Genomic DNA, 16784 nt, shown 5'->3' with positions numbered 1-16784 from the left:
GGATTTATCCCCGATGGACTGCGCAGCAGGCCCAGATTTTTTGGGGCTGCTGCGCAACCCGTCGGGGATAAATCCCCTCACCACAGGGTTTTTGGCAAACCTGCACAAGAGGGGTTGTCAGAAGCAGGTGTTCAAGATATTTCACATTGATCGTTTACACGCCCGCGGATTCCCCCTTACTATCCGGGCACACCGGTCGACGGGTCAGTCCCGTCTCCGACGTTTTCCGCCAACGGAAACACGCGTTATGAGTACGTATCTACAACAACTAAAATCGTTGAACGTCTCCGCTGTGTGCGCCCTCTGTCATAGGGGCCGCGCATGAATCGTATCGTCAATCTCCCCATGGCCCTGCGCCGTTCCAAGTTGCGTCACTCCGCACGCCCGCCGGATGTCTGCGTTTCTGTCTGATCACGTCTGAAAAACGTGTAGGCCTTTTCTCTTTCGATATCCCTGCCAGGACACCTGGGCTTTCGCCCATTACTGTCTCTTGGCCCGAATCTGCGCGCCTGTGCGGCGCAACTCTGAGTGATTGCCATGAAATTCGCAGCGATTGAAGACGCACGTCTGTTCCTCGACCAAAACCCTGATATCGACATGATCGAGCTGTTCATTCTCGACGCCAACGGAGTGCCGCGCGGCAAGCTGTTGCACCGTGAAGAACTGCTCGCCGTTTACGAAAGTGGTCGGCCGCTGCCAAGCACCATCCTCGGCCTGACCGTGCAAGGTGAAGACGTTGAAAACTCCGGTCTGGTCTGGGACGTCGGCGATATCGACTGCCGCGTTTATCCATTGGAAGGCAGCCTGGTGCGCCTGCCGTGGCGGCAGATTCCGACCGCCGCCGTGCAAGTCAGCATGCACCCGAAGGAAGGCATGCCAGCGAGCATCGCCGACCCGCGTCACCTGCTGATCAAGGTTATCGACGGCCTCAAAGCCGAGGGTTATCACCCGGTGATGGCCTGCGAGTTGGAGTTCTATCTGCTCGACGCCAAACGCGATCACAACGGTCGTCCGCAACCGGCACTGGACGCCGACGGTGGGCGACCGCGACACACACAGGTCTACGGTTTACGCGAGCTGGAACAGATCGAACCGTTCCTCGCCGACCTCTACAGCGCCTGCAAACTGCACGGTATTCCGGCGCGCACGGCAATCTCCGAATACGCCCCGGGTCAGGTGGAAATCACCCTCGAGCACGGCGATGCGCTGGAAGCGATGGATCAGGCTGTGCGTTACAAACGTCTGGTCAAAGCGGTCGCGCACAAGCACGGCATGCAAGCGACGTTCATGGCCAAACCGTTCGATAATCTGGCCGGCACCGGCATGCACATGCACGTCAGTCTGGCGGATGCCGAGGGGCGCAATCTGTTCGCTTCCGAAGACCCGGCCGGCACGCCGCTGCTGCGCACGGCGATTGGCGGCATGCTCGCGTCGTTGCTCGACACGCTGCTGATGTTCTGCCCGAACGCCAACTCGTACCGCCGTTTCCAGGCCAACAGTTACGCGCCGTTGGCGCCGACCTGGGGTGTCGACAACCGCACCGTCAGCCTGCGCGTACCGGGTGGCCCGGCGAATACCCGCCACATCGAACACCGCATCTGCGGCGCCGATGCCAACCCGTATCTGGCAGCGGCGGCGATCCTTGCTGGCATTCATCGCGGCATTAGCGAAAACCTTGATCCGGGCGCACCGGTTGAAGGCAACGGTTATGCGCAGGCGAAGGAATTGCTGCCGACCGATTGGCTGACCTCGTTGCAGGCACTGGAAAAATCGGCGTGGGCGCGAGATGCCTTGGGGCGGGAGTTTCTTGGGGTGTATCTGGCGGTGAAGCGTGCCGAGTATCGGCAGTTCATGGCTGAAGTGGGTGAGCAGGATTGGCGTTGGTACCTGACCGAAGCCTGAACCCTCACCCCTCCCCCTGTAGGAGTGAGCCTGCTCGCGATAGCGACCTGTCAGTTAACAATGATTTGCCTGACACACCGCTTTCGCGAGCAGGCTCACTCCTACAAGGGATCGCGTACCGACCTTGAAATTTGTGGACACTGACATGACCGAACGCTGCAATTCCTATTACACCGCCACCCTCAACCAGGACACCGACTACCCGACCCTGCAAGGTCGGCAGACGGTCGATGTGGTGATCATCGGTGGCGGGTTCACTGGCGTTGCCACCGCCGTCGAGCTCGCCGAAAAAGGCCTGAAAGTCGCCATCGTCGAGAGCAACAAAATTGGCTGGGGCGCCACCGGACGCAACGGTGGGCAAGTCACCGGCAGCCTCTCCGGCGATGGCGCGATGCGCAAACAGATGCGCGCGAAACTCGGCGATGACGTCGACGATTTCATCTGGCACCTGCGCTGGCGCGGCCACGAAATCATCAAGCAACGCGTGGCGAAATACGCCATTCAGTGCGACCTCAAACACGGTCATCTGCACGCGGCCTACAAGCCGAGCCACATGCCCGATTTGCGCAACGACTACGAAGAAGCCGTGCGTCGCGGGCTGGGCGATGAAGTCAGCCTGCTCGACCGCAGTCAGGTGCGCGATTTGCTGCAAAGCGACCTCTATCACGGCGCAATCAAGAACACTCGCAACATGCACCTGCACCCGCTCAATCTGTGCATCGGCGAAGCGCGGGCAGCGGAAAGTCTCGGCGCGCTGATCTTCGAAAACAGCGAAGTGCTGGAGATCATTCATGGCGATAAGCCTGGTATAAGAACCGCTCACGGCCAGATCGACGCCAAACAAGTCATGCTCGCTGGTGACGTCTACCACAAGCTCGAACCGGGCAAGCTCAAGGGCAAGATCTTCCCGGCCATGGGCGGCATCGTCACCACCGCGCCGCTCGGTGATCTGGCCAAACAGATCAACCCCGAAGACCTCGCGGTCTACGACTGCCGCTTCGTTCTCGATTACTACCGCCTCACCGCCGACGGGCGCCTGTTGTTCGGCGGCGGCGCCAACTACAGCGGCAAGGATTCAAGGGACATCGCCGGCGAACTGCGCCCGTGCATCGAGCAAACCTTCCCGGCGCTCAAAGGCGTACAGATCGATTACCAGTGGAGCTGCGCGATGGGCATCGTCATCAACCGCATCCCGCAACTGGGCAAACTCTCGGACAACGTCTGGTATTGCCAGGGCTACTCCGGCCACGGCATCGCCACCACGCACATCATGGGCGAAATCATGAGCCGGGCGATCACCGGGCAGATGGAGCAGTTCGACACGTTTGCGGGTTGCCAGCACATTCGTGTGCCGATGGGCGATTTGCTCGGCAACCCGATGCTGGCTGCCGGCATGTGGTACTACCAGATGCTCGAAAAGTTGCGTTGAACCAACACCCTCCCCAGTAGGAGCTGCCGAAGGCTGCGATCTTTTGATCTTGTTTTTTAAAATCAAAATCAAAAGATCGCAGCCTTCGGCAGCTCCTACAGGAGGCGGCTTCAGTCTTGTAGTTGCTCCACAACAATCCCCAACCGTCGATAATCCTCAACACTCCCCGACGCCAGATGCCGTTCGGTAATCAGCGTATGCAGGCGCGTACAAGGCGCCACCACAAACGGCTCCACCGCGCCCAACTTGTCCGCCGAAGTCACCGCAATCACCCGCGTCGCGCCATCGAGCATCGCCTGCTTCACCGGCACTTCATCAAAATGCAGTGAAGTAATCCCCACCTCCGGATGAATCGCGCAGACGCCGGTAATCGCCAGATCGGCCTTGATCCCCGCCAGCAAGCGCAGCGCCTCATGCCCACCCGCCGACATCGTCCGTGGGTTCAACGTCCCGCCCGCCAAAATCACTTTCACACCCTTGAATTCCGCCAGCGCAATCGCCGTCATCGGCGCAGCCGTCACTGCCGTGATCTGAATATCAGGGCGCAGGGATCGAGCGACCTGCAATGTCGTCGAACCCGAATCAAACAGCACAATCTGCCCGTCCTCGACCTGCTGCGCCGCGAGTTGCGCCAATCGGATTTTCACCTCATCGGTCTCATCCAGCCGCGTGAAGTAATCCTTGCCGGAATCTTTCGGACGCGGCAACGCTCCACCGTGAACCCGCTGCACAAGGCCGGCGCTATCCAGCTCGGCGAGGTCGCGGCGGATGGTGTCTTCGGAGACGGCGAAGTGCTGACTCAACTCCGACGCCATGACTTTGCCGTCGCGTTCGAGGAGCAGGAGGATTTTTTGCCGGCGCAATGAAGGCAGTTCGGCTGAGGAATGATCGTGCATGGATATGCCTGTTTGTGCTTGTAGTTGCAGGTTTCTGCGAGACTAGCGAAACCCTCGAGCAAACACAAACCGGCGGGTATCAATTACTTCGATCATTGCAATCAACAAGGCGAATTTTTTCTTTGCTTTCAGCCTGTTCAGAATGGCCCCACTTCTAAAAGGCTCAGGATGAACACCTCATGAATCTCAATTTCGCGTTTGCTTGCATGATCGTCGTGTCGTTTGCGGTAGCTCTTGGTCACGCGTGATGAAGGCTCAGACCGACGCCAACAGGTGTTCGCGCAGCCACTTGTGTGCCGGATCGCGATGCGCGCGTTCGCCCCAGAACATCGCCATTTCGTAACCGGGCACTGGCAGCGGTGCGTCGACCACTTGCAATGCCGGATTGCCGCGCACCAGACGTGACGGCAGCATCGCCACCAGATCGGTGCTGACCAGCACCGACATCGCCATCAGAAAATGCGGCACCGACAGCACCACTTTTCGTTGCAAACCGACCTCGGCCAACGCCTTGTCGGTCACCCCGAAAAACCCTCCGCCCTCTCGCGACACCAGGACGTGTTCCAACGCGCAGAACTGTTTGCGCGTTGGCACGCGCTGCAAATCCGGATGACCAATGCGACCGGCCAGCACATAGCGTTCGGTGAACAATGGCCGCGAGTGCAACTCCAGCGGCGCGTCTTCGCTGATGTGCAGGGCGATGTCGAAGACGCCCTGCTCCGCCTGTTTCACCAACTGCGCAGGTGTCAGATCGATCACGGCCAATCGCGTGCCCGGTGCCTGTTTGCGTAATCCGCTGAGCGCCGGTAACACCACCGTCGTTTCACCGTAATCGGTGGCAGCGACTTTCCAGGTGTGCGTCGCCTGCGCCGGATCAAACGCGCTGGCCGGCGCGACCGCCCTTTCCAACGCCTCCAACGCTTCGCGCAACGGCTCGCGCAATTCATCGGCGCGCACCGTCGGGCGCATTCCGCGCGGCCCGGGCAGCAGCAACGGGTCGCCAAAAATGTCGCGCAACTTGGCCAGATGTACACTCACCGAGGGCTGCGACAGGTTCAGCCGCTGCGCGGCGCGGGTGACGTTGTGCTCGGACAGCAACACGTCGAGGGTGAGCAGCAGATTGATATCGAGGCGTCTCAAATTATTCACGGCTATACCAGACATATCAGACATTCATTTCCAATATACCGCTTGAATGCCGATCCTGCCGTCATTCAGCCAACGGAGCTACAACATGAATGTATTACTGGTCTACGCCCACCCTGAACCGACTTCCCTCAACGGCTCGCTCCGCGACTTCAGCGTCCAGCGCCTGCAAGCCGCCGGCCACACCGTGCAGGTCTCCGACCTCTACGCGATGAATTGGAAAACCACCCTCGACGCCGACGACGCCCCGGAGCGCGACACCACAAAACCGTTCCACGCCTCGCTCGACTCAAAAGTGGCGTACGCCGAAGGCAGCCAAGCCGCCGACATCGCTCGCGAACAGGAAAAACTGCAGTGGGCCGACACGCTGATTCTGCAGTTCCCGATGTGGTGGTTTTCGATGCCGGCGATCCTCAAAGGCTGGGTCGAACGCGTCTACGCCTACGGTTTTGCCTACGGCGTTGGCGAACATTCCGACAGCCGCTGGGGTGAGCGTTATGGCGAAGGGAAAATGCAAGGCAAACGGGCGATGTTGATGGTCACCACCGGCGGCTGGGAATCGCACTACGCTCCACGCGGGATCAACGGCCCGATGGACGATCTGCTGTTTCCGATCCAGCACGGGATTCTGTATTACCCCGGTTTTGAAGTGGTGCCGCCGTTCGTGGTGTATCGCACCAGCCGCATGGATGAGGCGCGGTATGCCGAGACGTGTGAAGAATTGGGGCGGAGGCTGGATGAATTGTGGAGTACACGGCCGATTACGTTTCGCCAGCAGAATGCCGGGGAGTACGAGATTCCGGCGTTGACGTTGAAGGATGATGTCGCGCCCGATCAACAGGGTTTTTCCGCGCACATTATTTGATGTTTGCCGCAAACCTATGGAGGGTATTTGTCCCCGCTGGGCTGCGCAGCAGCGCCAAACCCTGCAAACGGATTTTTCCAGACAGACCGAGTTGTATGGTTTTGGGGCTGCTTCGCAGCCCAACGGGGATAAATCCCCTCGCCACAGGCGTCCGATCGCCCGCAAAACCGATTGAACCTCCTTCCTCTATGCCATCTCGAAACTCTAAAGCGCCCATTCATCGTTAGACGCGGCGCCCTCTTCGAGGAAATTCCGATGAACATTCGATTTCTGTTGCTGATCGCCACGTTCGCCATCATCCCGACTTGCGTCATGGCCGAGGGTTGCGACGTCCAGACCCAATCTTCCAGCGCCTCGGTGCCGGCCATCGAAACCCATAGCTGCTACGAATACGAAGGCATGCCGGTGAATGCCATCGACTGGTCGTGCACCAACGAAAGCAAAGACATGCTCAGCAGCACAAAAAACAAAGTGGAAAACTGTGCGGATCACTTTCAGGCCGCGTGCATCGCGACCATCACTCAGGAATCGCTCGCCAACCCGCACTCCACCAGCAAGGACAAAAACGCCAAGGCGCTAAACATCCCCGACAATGCGCAAGTGACCACGTATTACTACGACGTCGAGCATTTGGCCCAGGCGCGAATTGATTGTGAGAATGGCGGCGGGCAGTGGAAGGCGAAGTAGTTAAACGTTGAAACTTTGATCGCTCGATTTGTGCCCACAAAAAAACCGCATCGCTGCGGTTTTTAGTGTGCTCAGAGTGACGGGCTTAGAAGTTCGCCGGCGTGTTCGCACTGATGATCTCGGCTTCATCGGCGCCGATATTGCGGAACTTGTGCGGTAACGTGGTGGGAAAGTAGTAACCATCCCCCGCGCCCAAAACGCTCACCTGGCCGTCGACGGTCAACTCGACAGTGCCGCGCGTGACCAGCCCGCACTCCTCGCCTTCGGCGTGCACGATCGGCTCTTCACCGGAACTTGCGCCCGGCGCGTATTGTTCGCGCAGCAAACGCATCTGGCGGCTTGGCACCGAGGCACCGATCAGCAGCAGGCGCAGGCCATGACGGCCGAGATCCGGCTGTTCATTGGCGCGGAAGACGTATTGATGTTCGCGCGGCGGCTGGTCGAAGGTGAAGAAGTCGGCCAGGGACATCGGGATGCCTTCGAGCAGCTTTTTCAGTGAACTGACGGAGGGGCTGACGCGATTCTGTTCGATCAGGGAAATGGTGGCATTGGTCACGCCGCTACGCCGGGCCAGCTCGCGCTGGGAGAGTTTGTAGCTTTCGCGTACTAGTTTGAGTCGAGAACCCGTATCCATGACAGCCTTATGTGAGAACGACTTAAGGGCGATGGGGGTGGGTGGCGGGTGACGCGCCAAGGGCGCGGATCACGTTGCTCCCGTGTCCCGGAACCGTGAAAGGCGGCTATTAAATCACGTTTGGTGGTGTTGCTCAGCAGGTTCGATGGACGGTGGGGCAAATGCACCCGCCGAAATCTGTAGGAGCAAGGCTTGCCCGCGAATGCGGTGTGTCAGGCGACAGGGATGTTGCCTGAAATGGCCCCTTCGCGAGCAAGCTCAGCTCCTACAAAAATAGCGGTGGAGCAGCCGGATCGTACATTCAGCACGATCTGCACATCATGTAAAAACCGGCGGGGTCTTGGCGACCGTCGCCGGGGAGGTAACTTTAGATGCCGAAACGGTCGCGCAGCGAGTAGTACACGGCGCCAAGAGCGGTCAACGGCGCGGAGAACGTGCGGCCGCCGAGCATTGGCATGTGCGGCAACGAGGCGAACGCATCGAAACGCTCGGCATCGCCACGGATCATTTCCGAGATCAGCTTGCCGGCCAGGTGCGAGCACGTCACGCCGTGACCGCTGTAGCCTTGCATGTAATAGGCGTTTTTCTCGATGCGACCGAATTGCGGCATACGCGACATGGTCAGCAGGAAGTTGCCGGTCCAGCGGTAGTCGATTTTGACGTCTTTTAGCTGCGGGAAGGTCTTGAGAATCTTCGGGCGGATCAGTTGTTCGATGTCGTCCGGTTCACGCGCGCCGTAGACCACGCCGCCGCCGTACAACAGACGGTTGTCGGCAGTCAGGCGGTAGTAATCCAACAGGTAATTGCAGTCTTCAACGCAATAGTTGTTGGTGATCAGGCTGCGCGCCTGCTTTTCGGTCAACGGTTCGGTGACGACGATCTGCGAGCCGCACGGCATGCTTTTCGCGGTCACGCGGTTGTCCAGACCTTGCGGTAGGTAAGCGTTGCCAGCGATCAACAGATACTTGGCGCGCACCTGGCCTTTGGCAGTACGGATAACGTTCGGCTCGCCGTATTTGATTTCCACGGCAGCCGATTGCTCGTAAATCTTGCCGCCCAGACGCACGATGGCTGCCGCTTCACCGAGTGCCAGGTTCAACGGATGAACGTGGCCGCCTTGCATGTCGAGCAAGCCGCCAACGTAAGCGTCGGAACCGACTTCGCGACGAATCTCAGCCGCGTCGAGCATCTTCAGGTTGTTGTTGCCGTAACGTTCCCAGCCGCGTTTTTGCTCGGCCAGACCGTTGAGTTGTTTCTTGTTCATCGCTGCGAAGATGCCGCCCGGGCGGTAGTCGCATTTGATGTCGTAATCCTTGATGCGCGAACGGATGATGTCGGCGCCTTCGAAAATCATGCTGCCGAGGATCTCTGCGGTCTTGTCGCCATAGCGCGCTTCGATCACGTCGACGTCGCGGCTGTAGGAATTGACCAGCTGGCCGCCGTTGCGACCGCTGGCGCCGTAGCCGACTTTCGCCGCTTCGAGCACCGTCACTTTATAGCCGGCTTCGGTCAGGAACAGCGCCGAGGACAGGCCGGTGTAGCCGGCGCCGATAATGCAGACATCGCAGTCCACCGCTTCTTCGAGAATCGGAAAATCGATGACTTCGTTGCGGGTGGCGGCGTAGTAGCTGTTGACGTGTTGCTGTTTCATGTTTGTTCTCCGAAGGTCGCCGATCACTGCCGGCGACCGCCGCGGTAAAAGAGTTAGAGCTTGATCCAGGTCGCTTTCAGCTCGGTGTACTTGTCGAACGCGTGCAGCGATTTATCGCGACCGTTGCCCGACTGTTTGAAGCCACCGAACGGTGCGGTCATGTCGCCGCCGTCGTACTGGTTGACCCAGACGCTGCCGGCACGCAAGCCACGCGCAAAGGTGTGCGCCTTGCTCAGGTTGCTGGTCCAGACACCGGCGGCGAGGCCGAAGATGCTGTCATTGGCGATCTGCAGCGCTTCTTCAACGGTGTCGAAGGTGATCAGCGACAGCACCGGGCCGAAGATTTCTTCCTGAGCGATGGTCATCGCGTTGGTCACGCCGTCGAACAACGCCGGTTGCACGTACAGGCCACCGGTTTCTTCGAGGGTGCGCTGGCCGCCGGCAATCAGCTCGGCGCCCTGCTCGCGACCGATGCTGATATAGCGCAGCACGTTGTCGAGTTGACGCTGATCGACCACGGCACCGACGGTGGTGGCCGGATCGAGGGCGTGACCCGGTTTCCACGCTTGCAGTGCTTCCACCAACAGCGGAATAAATTGCTCGCGGATCGAACGCTCGACCAGCAGGCGCGAACCGGCGGTGCAGACTTCGCCCTGGTTGAACGCAATGGCGCCGGCCGCTGCTTGTGCTGCCGCGCGCAAATCCGGTGCGTCGGCAAACACCACGTTCGGGCTCTTGCCCCCTGCTTCGAGCCAGACGCGTTTCATGTTGCTTTGGCCGGCATAAATCATCAGTTGCTTGGCAATCGCCGTGGAGCCGGTGAAGGCCAGCACGTCGACGTCCATGTGCAACGCCAACGCTTTGCCGACGGTGTGGCCGAAGCCTGGCAGCACGTTGAACACGCCTTTCGGAATGCCGGCATCGAGCGCCAGTTGCGCGATGCGGATCGCCGTCAGTGGCGACTTTTCCGAAGGTTTCAGAATGAACGAGTTGCCCGCTGCCAGCGCCGGGGCGAATTTCCAACTGGCCATGATCAACGGGAAGTTCCACGGCACGATCGCGGCAACCACGCCGGAAGGCTCGCGGGTGATCAGGCCGAGTTGGTCGTGCGGGGTCGCGGCCACTTCGTCGTAAATCTTGTCGATGGCTTCGGCGCTCCAGCGGATCGCGTTAGCGGTCGCCGGGATGTCGATGCTCATCGAATCGCTGATCGGTTTACCCATGTCGAGGGTTTCCAGCAGCGCCAGTTCTTCCTGGTTCTGCAGGATCAGATCGGCGAAGCGAATCAGGATGCGCTTGCGCTCGGCCGGGGCTTTGTGCGCCCACACGCCGGATTCAAAAGACTGGCGCGCGACTTCAACGGCGAGGTTGGCGTCGGCTTCATCGGTGCTGGCCACGGAGGCGAGGAAACGGCCGTCAACAGGGCTCAGGCATTCGAAGGTGTCGCCGCTGATAGCCGGGCGATATTCACCGTTGATGAACGCGCGGGACTCGATGGTCAGAGACTGGAAGCGTTGTTCCCAGTCGTTGCGGGTAGTTGTCATTGTTGTGGCTCGACAAGGGGGATTGGGTGATCGGCGGACGAACGCCGCCGATCAAAATCTGGTAACCCGATCCCCTGTAGGAGCTGCCGAAGGCTGCGATCTTTTGACTTTGATTTTTTAAAAGCAAGATCAAAAGATCGCAGCCTTCGGCAGCTCCTACAGGGTTACGGCGGTGGGTCAACCGTCAGACCGTATGCAGATACCAGTTGTACTCAAGGTCAGAGATCGAGTTTTCGAACTCGGCCAGTTCGCTTTCCTTGCACGCGACGAAGACGTCGATGTACAGCGGGTCGATGTACTTGGCCATGACTTCGCTGTCGTCCAGCTCGCGCAGTGCGTCGCGCAGGTTGTTCGGCAGGCTCTGTTCGTTCTGCTCATAGCTGTTGCCTTCAACCGGCGCGCCCGGCTCGATCTTGTTGGTCAGACCGTGGTGAATACCGGCCAGAACAGACGCCATCAGCAAGTACGGGTTGGCGTCGGCACCGGCAACACGGTGCTCGATGCGCACGGAGTCCGGTGAGCCGGTCGGTACGCGCACGGCCACGGTGCGGTTGTCGATGCCCCAGCTTGGCGAGTTCGGTACGTAGAACTGCGCGCCAAAGCGGCGGTAAGAGTTGACGTTCGGGCAGAGGAAAGCCATTTGCGCAGGCAGGGTCTCCAGCACACCGCCGATCGCGTGACGCAGTGCGGCGTTCTGCTCGGGATCCTCGCTGGCGAAGATGTTGTTGCCTTCTTTGTCCAGGATCGAAATGTGTACGTGCAGACCGTTGCCCGCCTGGCCCGGATACGGCTTGGCCATGAAGGTGGTGTCCATCTCGTGGTCGTAGGCGATGTTCTTCACCAGACGCTTGAGCAGGACGGCGTAGTCGCACGCCTTGATCGGGTCAGAGACGTGATGCAGGTTGACTTCGAATTGCGCCGGGGCGCTTTCCTTGACGATGGCGTCAGCAGGAATGCCCTGCTCTTTCGCGCCTTCGAGGATGTCTTGCAGGCAGTCGACGTATTCGTCGAGATCGTCGATCAGGTACACCTGAGTCGATACCGGACGCTTGCCGGAGACTGGCGAACGTGGCGACTGCGGACGGCCGTTCACGTTGTCCTGGTCGATCAGATAAAACTCAAGTTCGAACGCGGCGCAGATGGTCAGGCCCATTTCGTCGAACTTGCGCACGACGTTGGCCAACACTTCACGCGGGTCAGCGAAGAACGGCTGGCCTTCCAGTTCGTGCATGGTCATTAACAGTTGTGCGGTCGGGCGCTTTTGCCAAGGCTCGATGCTCAGGGTGCCAGGGATCGGATAGCAGATGCGGTCAGCATCACCGATGTCCAGACCCAGACCGGTGCTTTCCACCGTGGAGCCATTGATGTCGAGGGCGAAAAGCGAGGCCGGCAGGTTGATGCCTTTCTCGTAAACCTTATGAAGACTGGTGCGTTCGATGCGCTTGCCGCGCACCACACCGTTCATATCCGCAATCAGAAGGTCGACGTACAAAACCTCAGGATATTTCTTAAGGAATGCGTTTGCTTCGTTGAGTTGAACGGTACGCAGAGGGACCGACATGATGCACCTATTTAGCTGTTAATTATTATGTTCACCACCGTGTTGCGCAGCCAGTCAATCCGAAAGGCAAAGTGAAGTCAATAGCGAACAGCTGGCCTCCAAGGGTTTATTTTTAGGGCTTTTATTAACACTCTCGTGCCAACACAGGCGCCAAAGCCCCTAGATTCATGAGGATTTGATGAACGGCGTTTAGAATTTTTTACATGGCAGTTGTTAATTAAAATAAACGCGGATAAGCTCCGGAAAAGCTCGTTCAAGTGTCAAACTTCGAGGTGAATAAAAATGGCATTCAAGCCATTGATCGGCGTTACAGCGTGCGTCAAACAGATTGGCCTGCACCCCTATCACATCAGCGGTGACAAGTACTTACGTGCTGTCAGCGTTGGCGCCAACGGGTTGCCAGTGATCATTCCTTCCCTTGGCAACCTGACTGAAATCGATGACCTGCTCGGTCAACTCGACGGTCTGTTGCTGACCGGCTCGCCCTCGAACGTGGAACCTTTCCACTATCAAGGCCCGGCCAGCGCACCCGGCACGGATCACGATCCGGCGCGGGATGCCACGACTCTTCCTTTATTACGTGCAGCCATCGCGGCGGGCGTTCCGGTGCTCGGCATCTGCCGTGGTTTCCAGGAAATGAACGTGGCGTTCGGCGGCAGCCTGCATCAGAAGGTGCACGAGCTGCCGGGCATGCTTGATCACCGCGAGGCCGACAGCCCGGAACTCGCCGTGCAGTACGCGCCGGCGCATGCCGTGACGGTATTGGGCGGTGGCGTGTTCGAAGCGCTCGAGTTGCCGAGTGAGTTTCAAGTCAATTCGATTCACAGCCAAGGCATCGACCGCCTCGCGCCCGGCCTGCGTGCCGAAGCCGTGGCACCGGACGGTTTGATCGAAGCGATCTCGGTCGCCGACAGCCCGACCTTTGCCCTCGGCGTGCAATGGCATCCGGAATGGCAGGTGCTGGACAACCCGAACTACCTGAAGATTTTCCAGGCATTCGGCGCGGCTTGCCGGCAACGGGCGGCGCAGCGCAACCAGCGCTGATCCAACCCAAGAATACGTAACGATTTACTGCCCCCTCGGATGTCGGGTGTGCCTGCGCACATCCGTCATTCGTGAACAGCGACACCTGTAATAACAACAAGTACGACCCAGGCAGCCAGGACGGCGGCGCCGAACAAGCCGGATGGCAGGAGCAAGACCGCCGGATCAACGCAAAACCCTGTGGGATGTGATCCGACCGGAAATGCACCTGCAGGCTTGCAATCCACTTAAGCCCGGCCACGTTGGCTGAGCGAACGAAACCTGTTGGGAGTTTCACATGGCAAACGCCTCCAGCACTTACCGGAAGGCACTTGAAGGTCATCAGCAACCGAAAAAGGTTCTGGTGAAAGTCGATCGTGTCACCAAGAAGTTCGACGAAACCACGGCAGTGGACGATGTGTCCCTGGAGATCCATCAGGGCGAAATCTTCGCCCTGCTCGGCGGCTCCGGTTCGGGCAAATCGACCCTGCTGCGCATGCTTGCCGGTTTCGAGCGGCCGACTGAAGGGCGGATTCTGCTCGACGGCGTGGACATCACCGACATGCCGCCGTACGAGCGGCCGATCAACATGATGTTCCAGTCCTATGCGCTGTTCCCACACATGACCGTCGCGCAGAACATCGCCTTCGGCCTCAAGCAGGACCGTTTGCCGGCCAGTGAAATCGATGCCCGCGTCGATGAAATGCTGCGCCTCGTGCACATGACCCAGTACGCCAAACGCAAACCGCATCAGTTGTCCGGCGGTCAGCGTCAACGCGTCGCCCTCGCCCGCTCGCTGGCCAAACGTCCAAAGCTGTTGCTGCTCGACGAACCGATGGGTGCGCTGGATAAAAAGCTGCGTTCGCAGATGCAACTGGAGCTGGTGCAAATCATCGAACGCGTCGGCGTGACCTGCGTGATGGTGACCCACGACCAGGAAGAAGCCATGACCATGGCTGAGCGCATCGCCATCATGCACCTGGGCTGGATCGCGCAGATCGGCAGCCCGATCGACATTTATGAAGCACCGGTCAGCCGCATGGTTTGCGAATTCATCGGCAACGTGAATGCCTTCGACGGCACCGTGGTGGAAGACCTTGAAGGTCACGCGATCATCCACAGCCCGGACTTGCAGCAGAAAATTTACGTCGGTCACGGCGTCAGCACTTCAGTGCAGGACAAATCGATCACCTACGCGATCCGCCCGGAAAAAATGCTGGTCAGCACTACTAAACCGGAGTTCCGCTACAACTGGTCCGAAGGCAAGGTGCATGACATCGCTTACCTCGGCGGCCACTCGGTGTTCTACGTCGAATTGCCCGGCGGCAAAATCGTCCAGTCGTTCATGGCCAACGCCGAACGCCGTGGCGCGCGTCCGACCTGGGATGACAAAGTCTACGTCTGGTGGGAAGACGACAGCGGCGTGGTACTGCGCTCATGAGAACCTTCAATCAGCAATTCCTGCGCCTGGTGCCCAGCGGACGAAAACTGGTGATCGGTATTCCGTTCATCTGGCTGTTCCTGTTCTTCATGCTGCCGTTCTTTCTGGTGATGAAGATCAGTTTCTCGGAAGCCGCGCTGTCGATCCCGCCGTACTCGGAGATCTACACCTACGCCGAACAGAAATTCCAGCTGCTGCTGAACATCGGCAACTACACCATGCTCGGCGAAGACGAGCTGTACCTGTCGGCCTACCTCGGTTCGCTGAAAGTCGCGGCGCTGAGCACGATGATGTGCCTGCTGATCGGTTTCCCGATGGCCTACGCGATCACCAAGACCGGCAAGGAAACGCAAAACGTCCTGCTGCTGTTGATCATGATGCCAACCTGGACCGCGATCCTGATCCGCGTTTACGCGTGGATGGGCATCCTCAGCAACAACGGTCTGCTCAACGCGTTTCTGATGTGGACGGGGCTCACCGATCACCCGATCGAGATCCTCAACACCAACACCGCCGTCTATATAGGCGTGGTTTACGCCTACCTGCCGTTCATGGTGTTGCCGCTGTACGCTAACCTCGTCAAGCACGACGGCAGCCTGCTGGAAGCCGCGTCGGATCTGGGTTCGAGCAACTTTAACAACTTCTGGAAAATCACCGTGCCGCTGGCCAAGAACGGCATCATCGCCGGTTGCATGCTGGTATTCATTCCGGTGGTCGGTGAGTTTGTGATTCCAGAACTGCTGGGTGGCCCGGAGACGCTGATGATCGGTCGCGTGCTGTGGCAAGAGTTCTTCAATAACCGCGACTGGCCGGTGGCATCTGCCCTGGCGGTGGTGATGCTGTTGATCCTGATTGTGCCGATTCTGCTGTTCAACCGCAGCCAGGCCAAAGAGATGGAGGCACGGGGATGAAACGCTTCGGTTTTTCCAAGTTCATGTTGATCTTCGGCCTGATGTTCATTTATCTGCCGATGCTGATTCTGGTGATCTACTCGTTCAACGCCTCGAAACTGGTGACGGTGTGGGGTGGCTGGTCGATCAAGTGGTACGTCGGTTTGCTCGACAACACGCAACTGATGGGCTCGGTGGTGCGCTCGCTGGAAATCGCCTGCTACACCGCGATTGCTGCCGTGGCATTGGGCACATTGGCGGCATTCGTGCTGACCCGTGTAACTCGCTTCAAGGGCCGCACTCTATTCGGTGGCCTGGTGACCGCGCCGTTGGTGATGCCTGAAGTGATCACCGGTCTGTCGCTGTTGCTGCTGTTTGTGGCAATGGCGCAGTTGATCGGCTGGCCGCAGGAGCGTGGCATCGTCACCATCTGGATCGCCCACACCACGTTTTGTGCCGCTTATGTGGCAGTGGTAGTCTCCGCCCGCCTTCGCGAGCTGGATCTGTCGATCGAAGAAGCGGCGATGGACCTCGGTGCGAAGCCGTTCAAGGTGTTTTTCCTGATCACCATCCCGATGATCGCGCCGTCGCTGGCGGCGGGCGGGATGATGTCGTTCGCTTTGTCGCTGGATGACCTGGTGTTGGCGAGCTTCGTGTCCGGGCCGGGTTCGACGACGTTGCCGATGGAAGTGTTCTCGGCCGTGCGACTGGGCGTGAAACCTGAGATCAACGCCGTGGCGAGCCTGATTCTGCTCGCGGTGTCGCTGGTGACCTTCCTCGTCTGGTACTTCGGCCGCAAGGCAGAAGCCAACCGCAAGCGTGCGATTCAGGAAGCAATGGATCAGACCGCGAATGAGTCGTGGCAGCAGCCGGCAGCGGCGACTGCCTAAGCAACACTGATGAACAACTGTGGCGAGGGGATTTATCCCCGTTCGGCTGCGAAGCGGCCCCAGCAGTTCTACCTGAAAACTCTGTATTCAGGTTTTGCGACTGCTTCGCAGCCGAGCGGGGATAAATCCCCTCGCCACATAGTTCCACGTACAGCCGATAGCTTCTGTAGGAGCTGCGGCCCGCTGCGATATTTTGACTTTGCATTTGAAGATCAACAGATAGCA

At 59.0% G+C, this 16784-nt stretch carries 14 protein-coding genes; 8 read left to right on the top strand and 6 right to left on the bottom strand.

The window, feature by feature from the left end; genetic code table 11:
• Window positions 1-537 precede the first annotated feature (537 nt).
• Together QMX93_RS24385 and QMX93_RS24380 are read left to right on the top strand one after the other, a co-directional pair.
• Window positions 538-1902, top strand: a complete 1365-nt coding sequence (locus tag QMX93_RS24385; protein WP_282358240.1) for a glutamine synthetase family protein — start codon at window positions 538-540, stop codon at window positions 1900-1902.
• A 145-nt stretch (window positions 1903-2047) separates the two neighbouring features.
• Window positions 2048-3331: an FAD-binding oxidoreductase gene (locus QMX93_RS24380; protein WP_282358239.1), complete on the top strand. Its 1284-nt coding sequence runs from the start codon at window positions 2048-2050 to the stop codon at window positions 3329-3331.
• A gap of 110 nt (window positions 3332-3441) precedes the next feature.
• Here the strand turns inward: QMX93_RS24380 and QMX93_RS24375 are convergent, their stop codons facing one another.
• On the bottom strand, window positions 3442-4227 hold the full coding sequence (locus tag QMX93_RS24375; RefSeq protein ID WP_282358238.1) for a DeoR/GlpR family DNA-binding transcription regulator: 786 nt from the start codon (window positions 4225-4227) through the stop codon (window positions 3442-3444).
• Between the two features lie 255 nt (window positions 4228-4482).
• Window positions 4483-5400, bottom strand: a complete 918-nt coding sequence (locus tag QMX93_RS24370; protein WP_282358237.1) for a LysR family transcriptional regulator — start codon at window positions 5398-5400, stop codon at window positions 4483-4485.
• 61 nt (window positions 5401-5461) lie between these two features.
• On the opposite strand from QMX93_RS24370, the gene QMX93_RS24365 reads away from it, so the two are divergent.
• Both QMX93_RS24365 and QMX93_RS24360 read left to right on the top strand, forming a co-directional pair.
• Window positions 5462-6238: an NAD(P)H-dependent oxidoreductase gene (locus QMX93_RS24365; protein ID WP_282358236.1), complete on the top strand. Its 777-nt coding sequence runs from the start codon at window positions 5462-5464 to the stop codon at window positions 6236-6238.
• 255 nt (window positions 6239-6493) lie between these two features.
• Window positions 6494-6925 (top strand): hypothetical protein, encoded by a 432-nt coding sequence (locus QMX93_RS24360; protein ID WP_282358235.1) that lies wholly within the window; start codon window positions 6494-6496, stop codon window positions 6923-6925.
• Window positions 6926-7010: 85 nt separating this feature from the next.
• On the opposite strand, the gene QMX93_RS24355 is transcribed toward QMX93_RS24360, so the two are convergent.
• The 4 genes from QMX93_RS24355 to QMX93_RS24340 form a co-directional block, all read right to left on the bottom strand.
• A complete protein-coding gene (locus QMX93_RS24355; RefSeq protein WP_053121083.1) occupies window positions 7011-7559 on the bottom strand; it encodes a cupin domain-containing protein in 549 nt (182 codons plus the stop codon).
• 367 nt (window positions 7560-7926) lie between these two features.
• Window positions 7927-9210 carry an FAD-binding oxidoreductase gene (locus tag QMX93_RS24350; RefSeq protein ID WP_053121085.1) on the bottom strand — a complete coding sequence of 428 codons (1284 nt, stop codon included), beginning with the start codon at window positions 9208-9210 and terminating at the stop codon, window positions 7927-7929.
• Between the two features lie 53 nt (window positions 9211-9263).
• Window positions 9264-10754: an aldehyde dehydrogenase gene (locus QMX93_RS24345; RefSeq protein WP_159812435.1), complete on the bottom strand. Its 1491-nt coding sequence runs from the start codon at window positions 10752-10754 to the stop codon at window positions 9264-9266.
• A 184-nt stretch (window positions 10755-10938) separates the two neighbouring features.
• Complete coding sequence (locus QMX93_RS24340; protein ID WP_159812436.1) at window positions 10939-12315, bottom strand: glutamine synthetase family protein; 1377 nt, start codon at window positions 12313-12315, stop codon at window positions 10939-10941.
• 282 nt (window positions 12316-12597) lie between these two features.
• Between QMX93_RS24340 and QMX93_RS24335 the strand changes: the two genes are divergently transcribed.
• The 4 genes from QMX93_RS24335 to QMX93_RS24320 all read left to right on the top strand — a co-directional run bounded on the left by QMX93_RS24335 (window position 12598) and on the right by QMX93_RS24320 (window position 16559).
• Window positions 12598-13359, top strand: a complete 762-nt coding sequence (locus QMX93_RS24335; protein WP_282358234.1) for a gamma-glutamyl-gamma-aminobutyrate hydrolase family protein — start codon at window positions 12598-12600, stop codon at window positions 13357-13359.
• 277 nt (window positions 13360-13636) lie between these two features.
• Window positions 13637-14779 (top strand): polyamine ABC transporter ATP-binding protein, encoded by a 1143-nt coding sequence (potA, locus tag QMX93_RS24330; RefSeq protein ID WP_053121089.1) that lies wholly within the window; start codon window positions 13637-13639, stop codon window positions 14777-14779.
• A 29-nt stretch (window positions 14780-14808) separates the two neighbouring features.
• A complete protein-coding gene (locus QMX93_RS24325; RefSeq protein ID WP_163005261.1) occupies window positions 14809-15690 on the top strand; it encodes an ABC transporter permease subunit in 882 nt (293 codons plus the stop codon).
• Window positions 15687-16559 carry an ABC transporter permease subunit gene (locus QMX93_RS24320; protein WP_053121094.1) on the top strand — a complete coding sequence of 291 codons (873 nt, stop codon included), beginning with the start codon at window positions 15687-15689 and terminating at the stop codon, window positions 16557-16559. The genes QMX93_RS24325 and QMX93_RS24320 overlap by 4 nt, the downstream gene beginning before the upstream one ends.
• Window positions 16560-16784 lie beyond the last annotated feature (225 nt).

This window comes from Pseudomonas sp. PS01303 (assembly GCF_029959385.1).
GTDB lineage: Bacteria > Pseudomonadota > Gammaproteobacteria > Pseudomonadales > Pseudomonadaceae > Aquipseudomonas > Aquipseudomonas rustica.
Note: the sequence above shows the minus strand (reverse complement) of the source record. Positions and strands in the feature narration are given on the sequence as shown.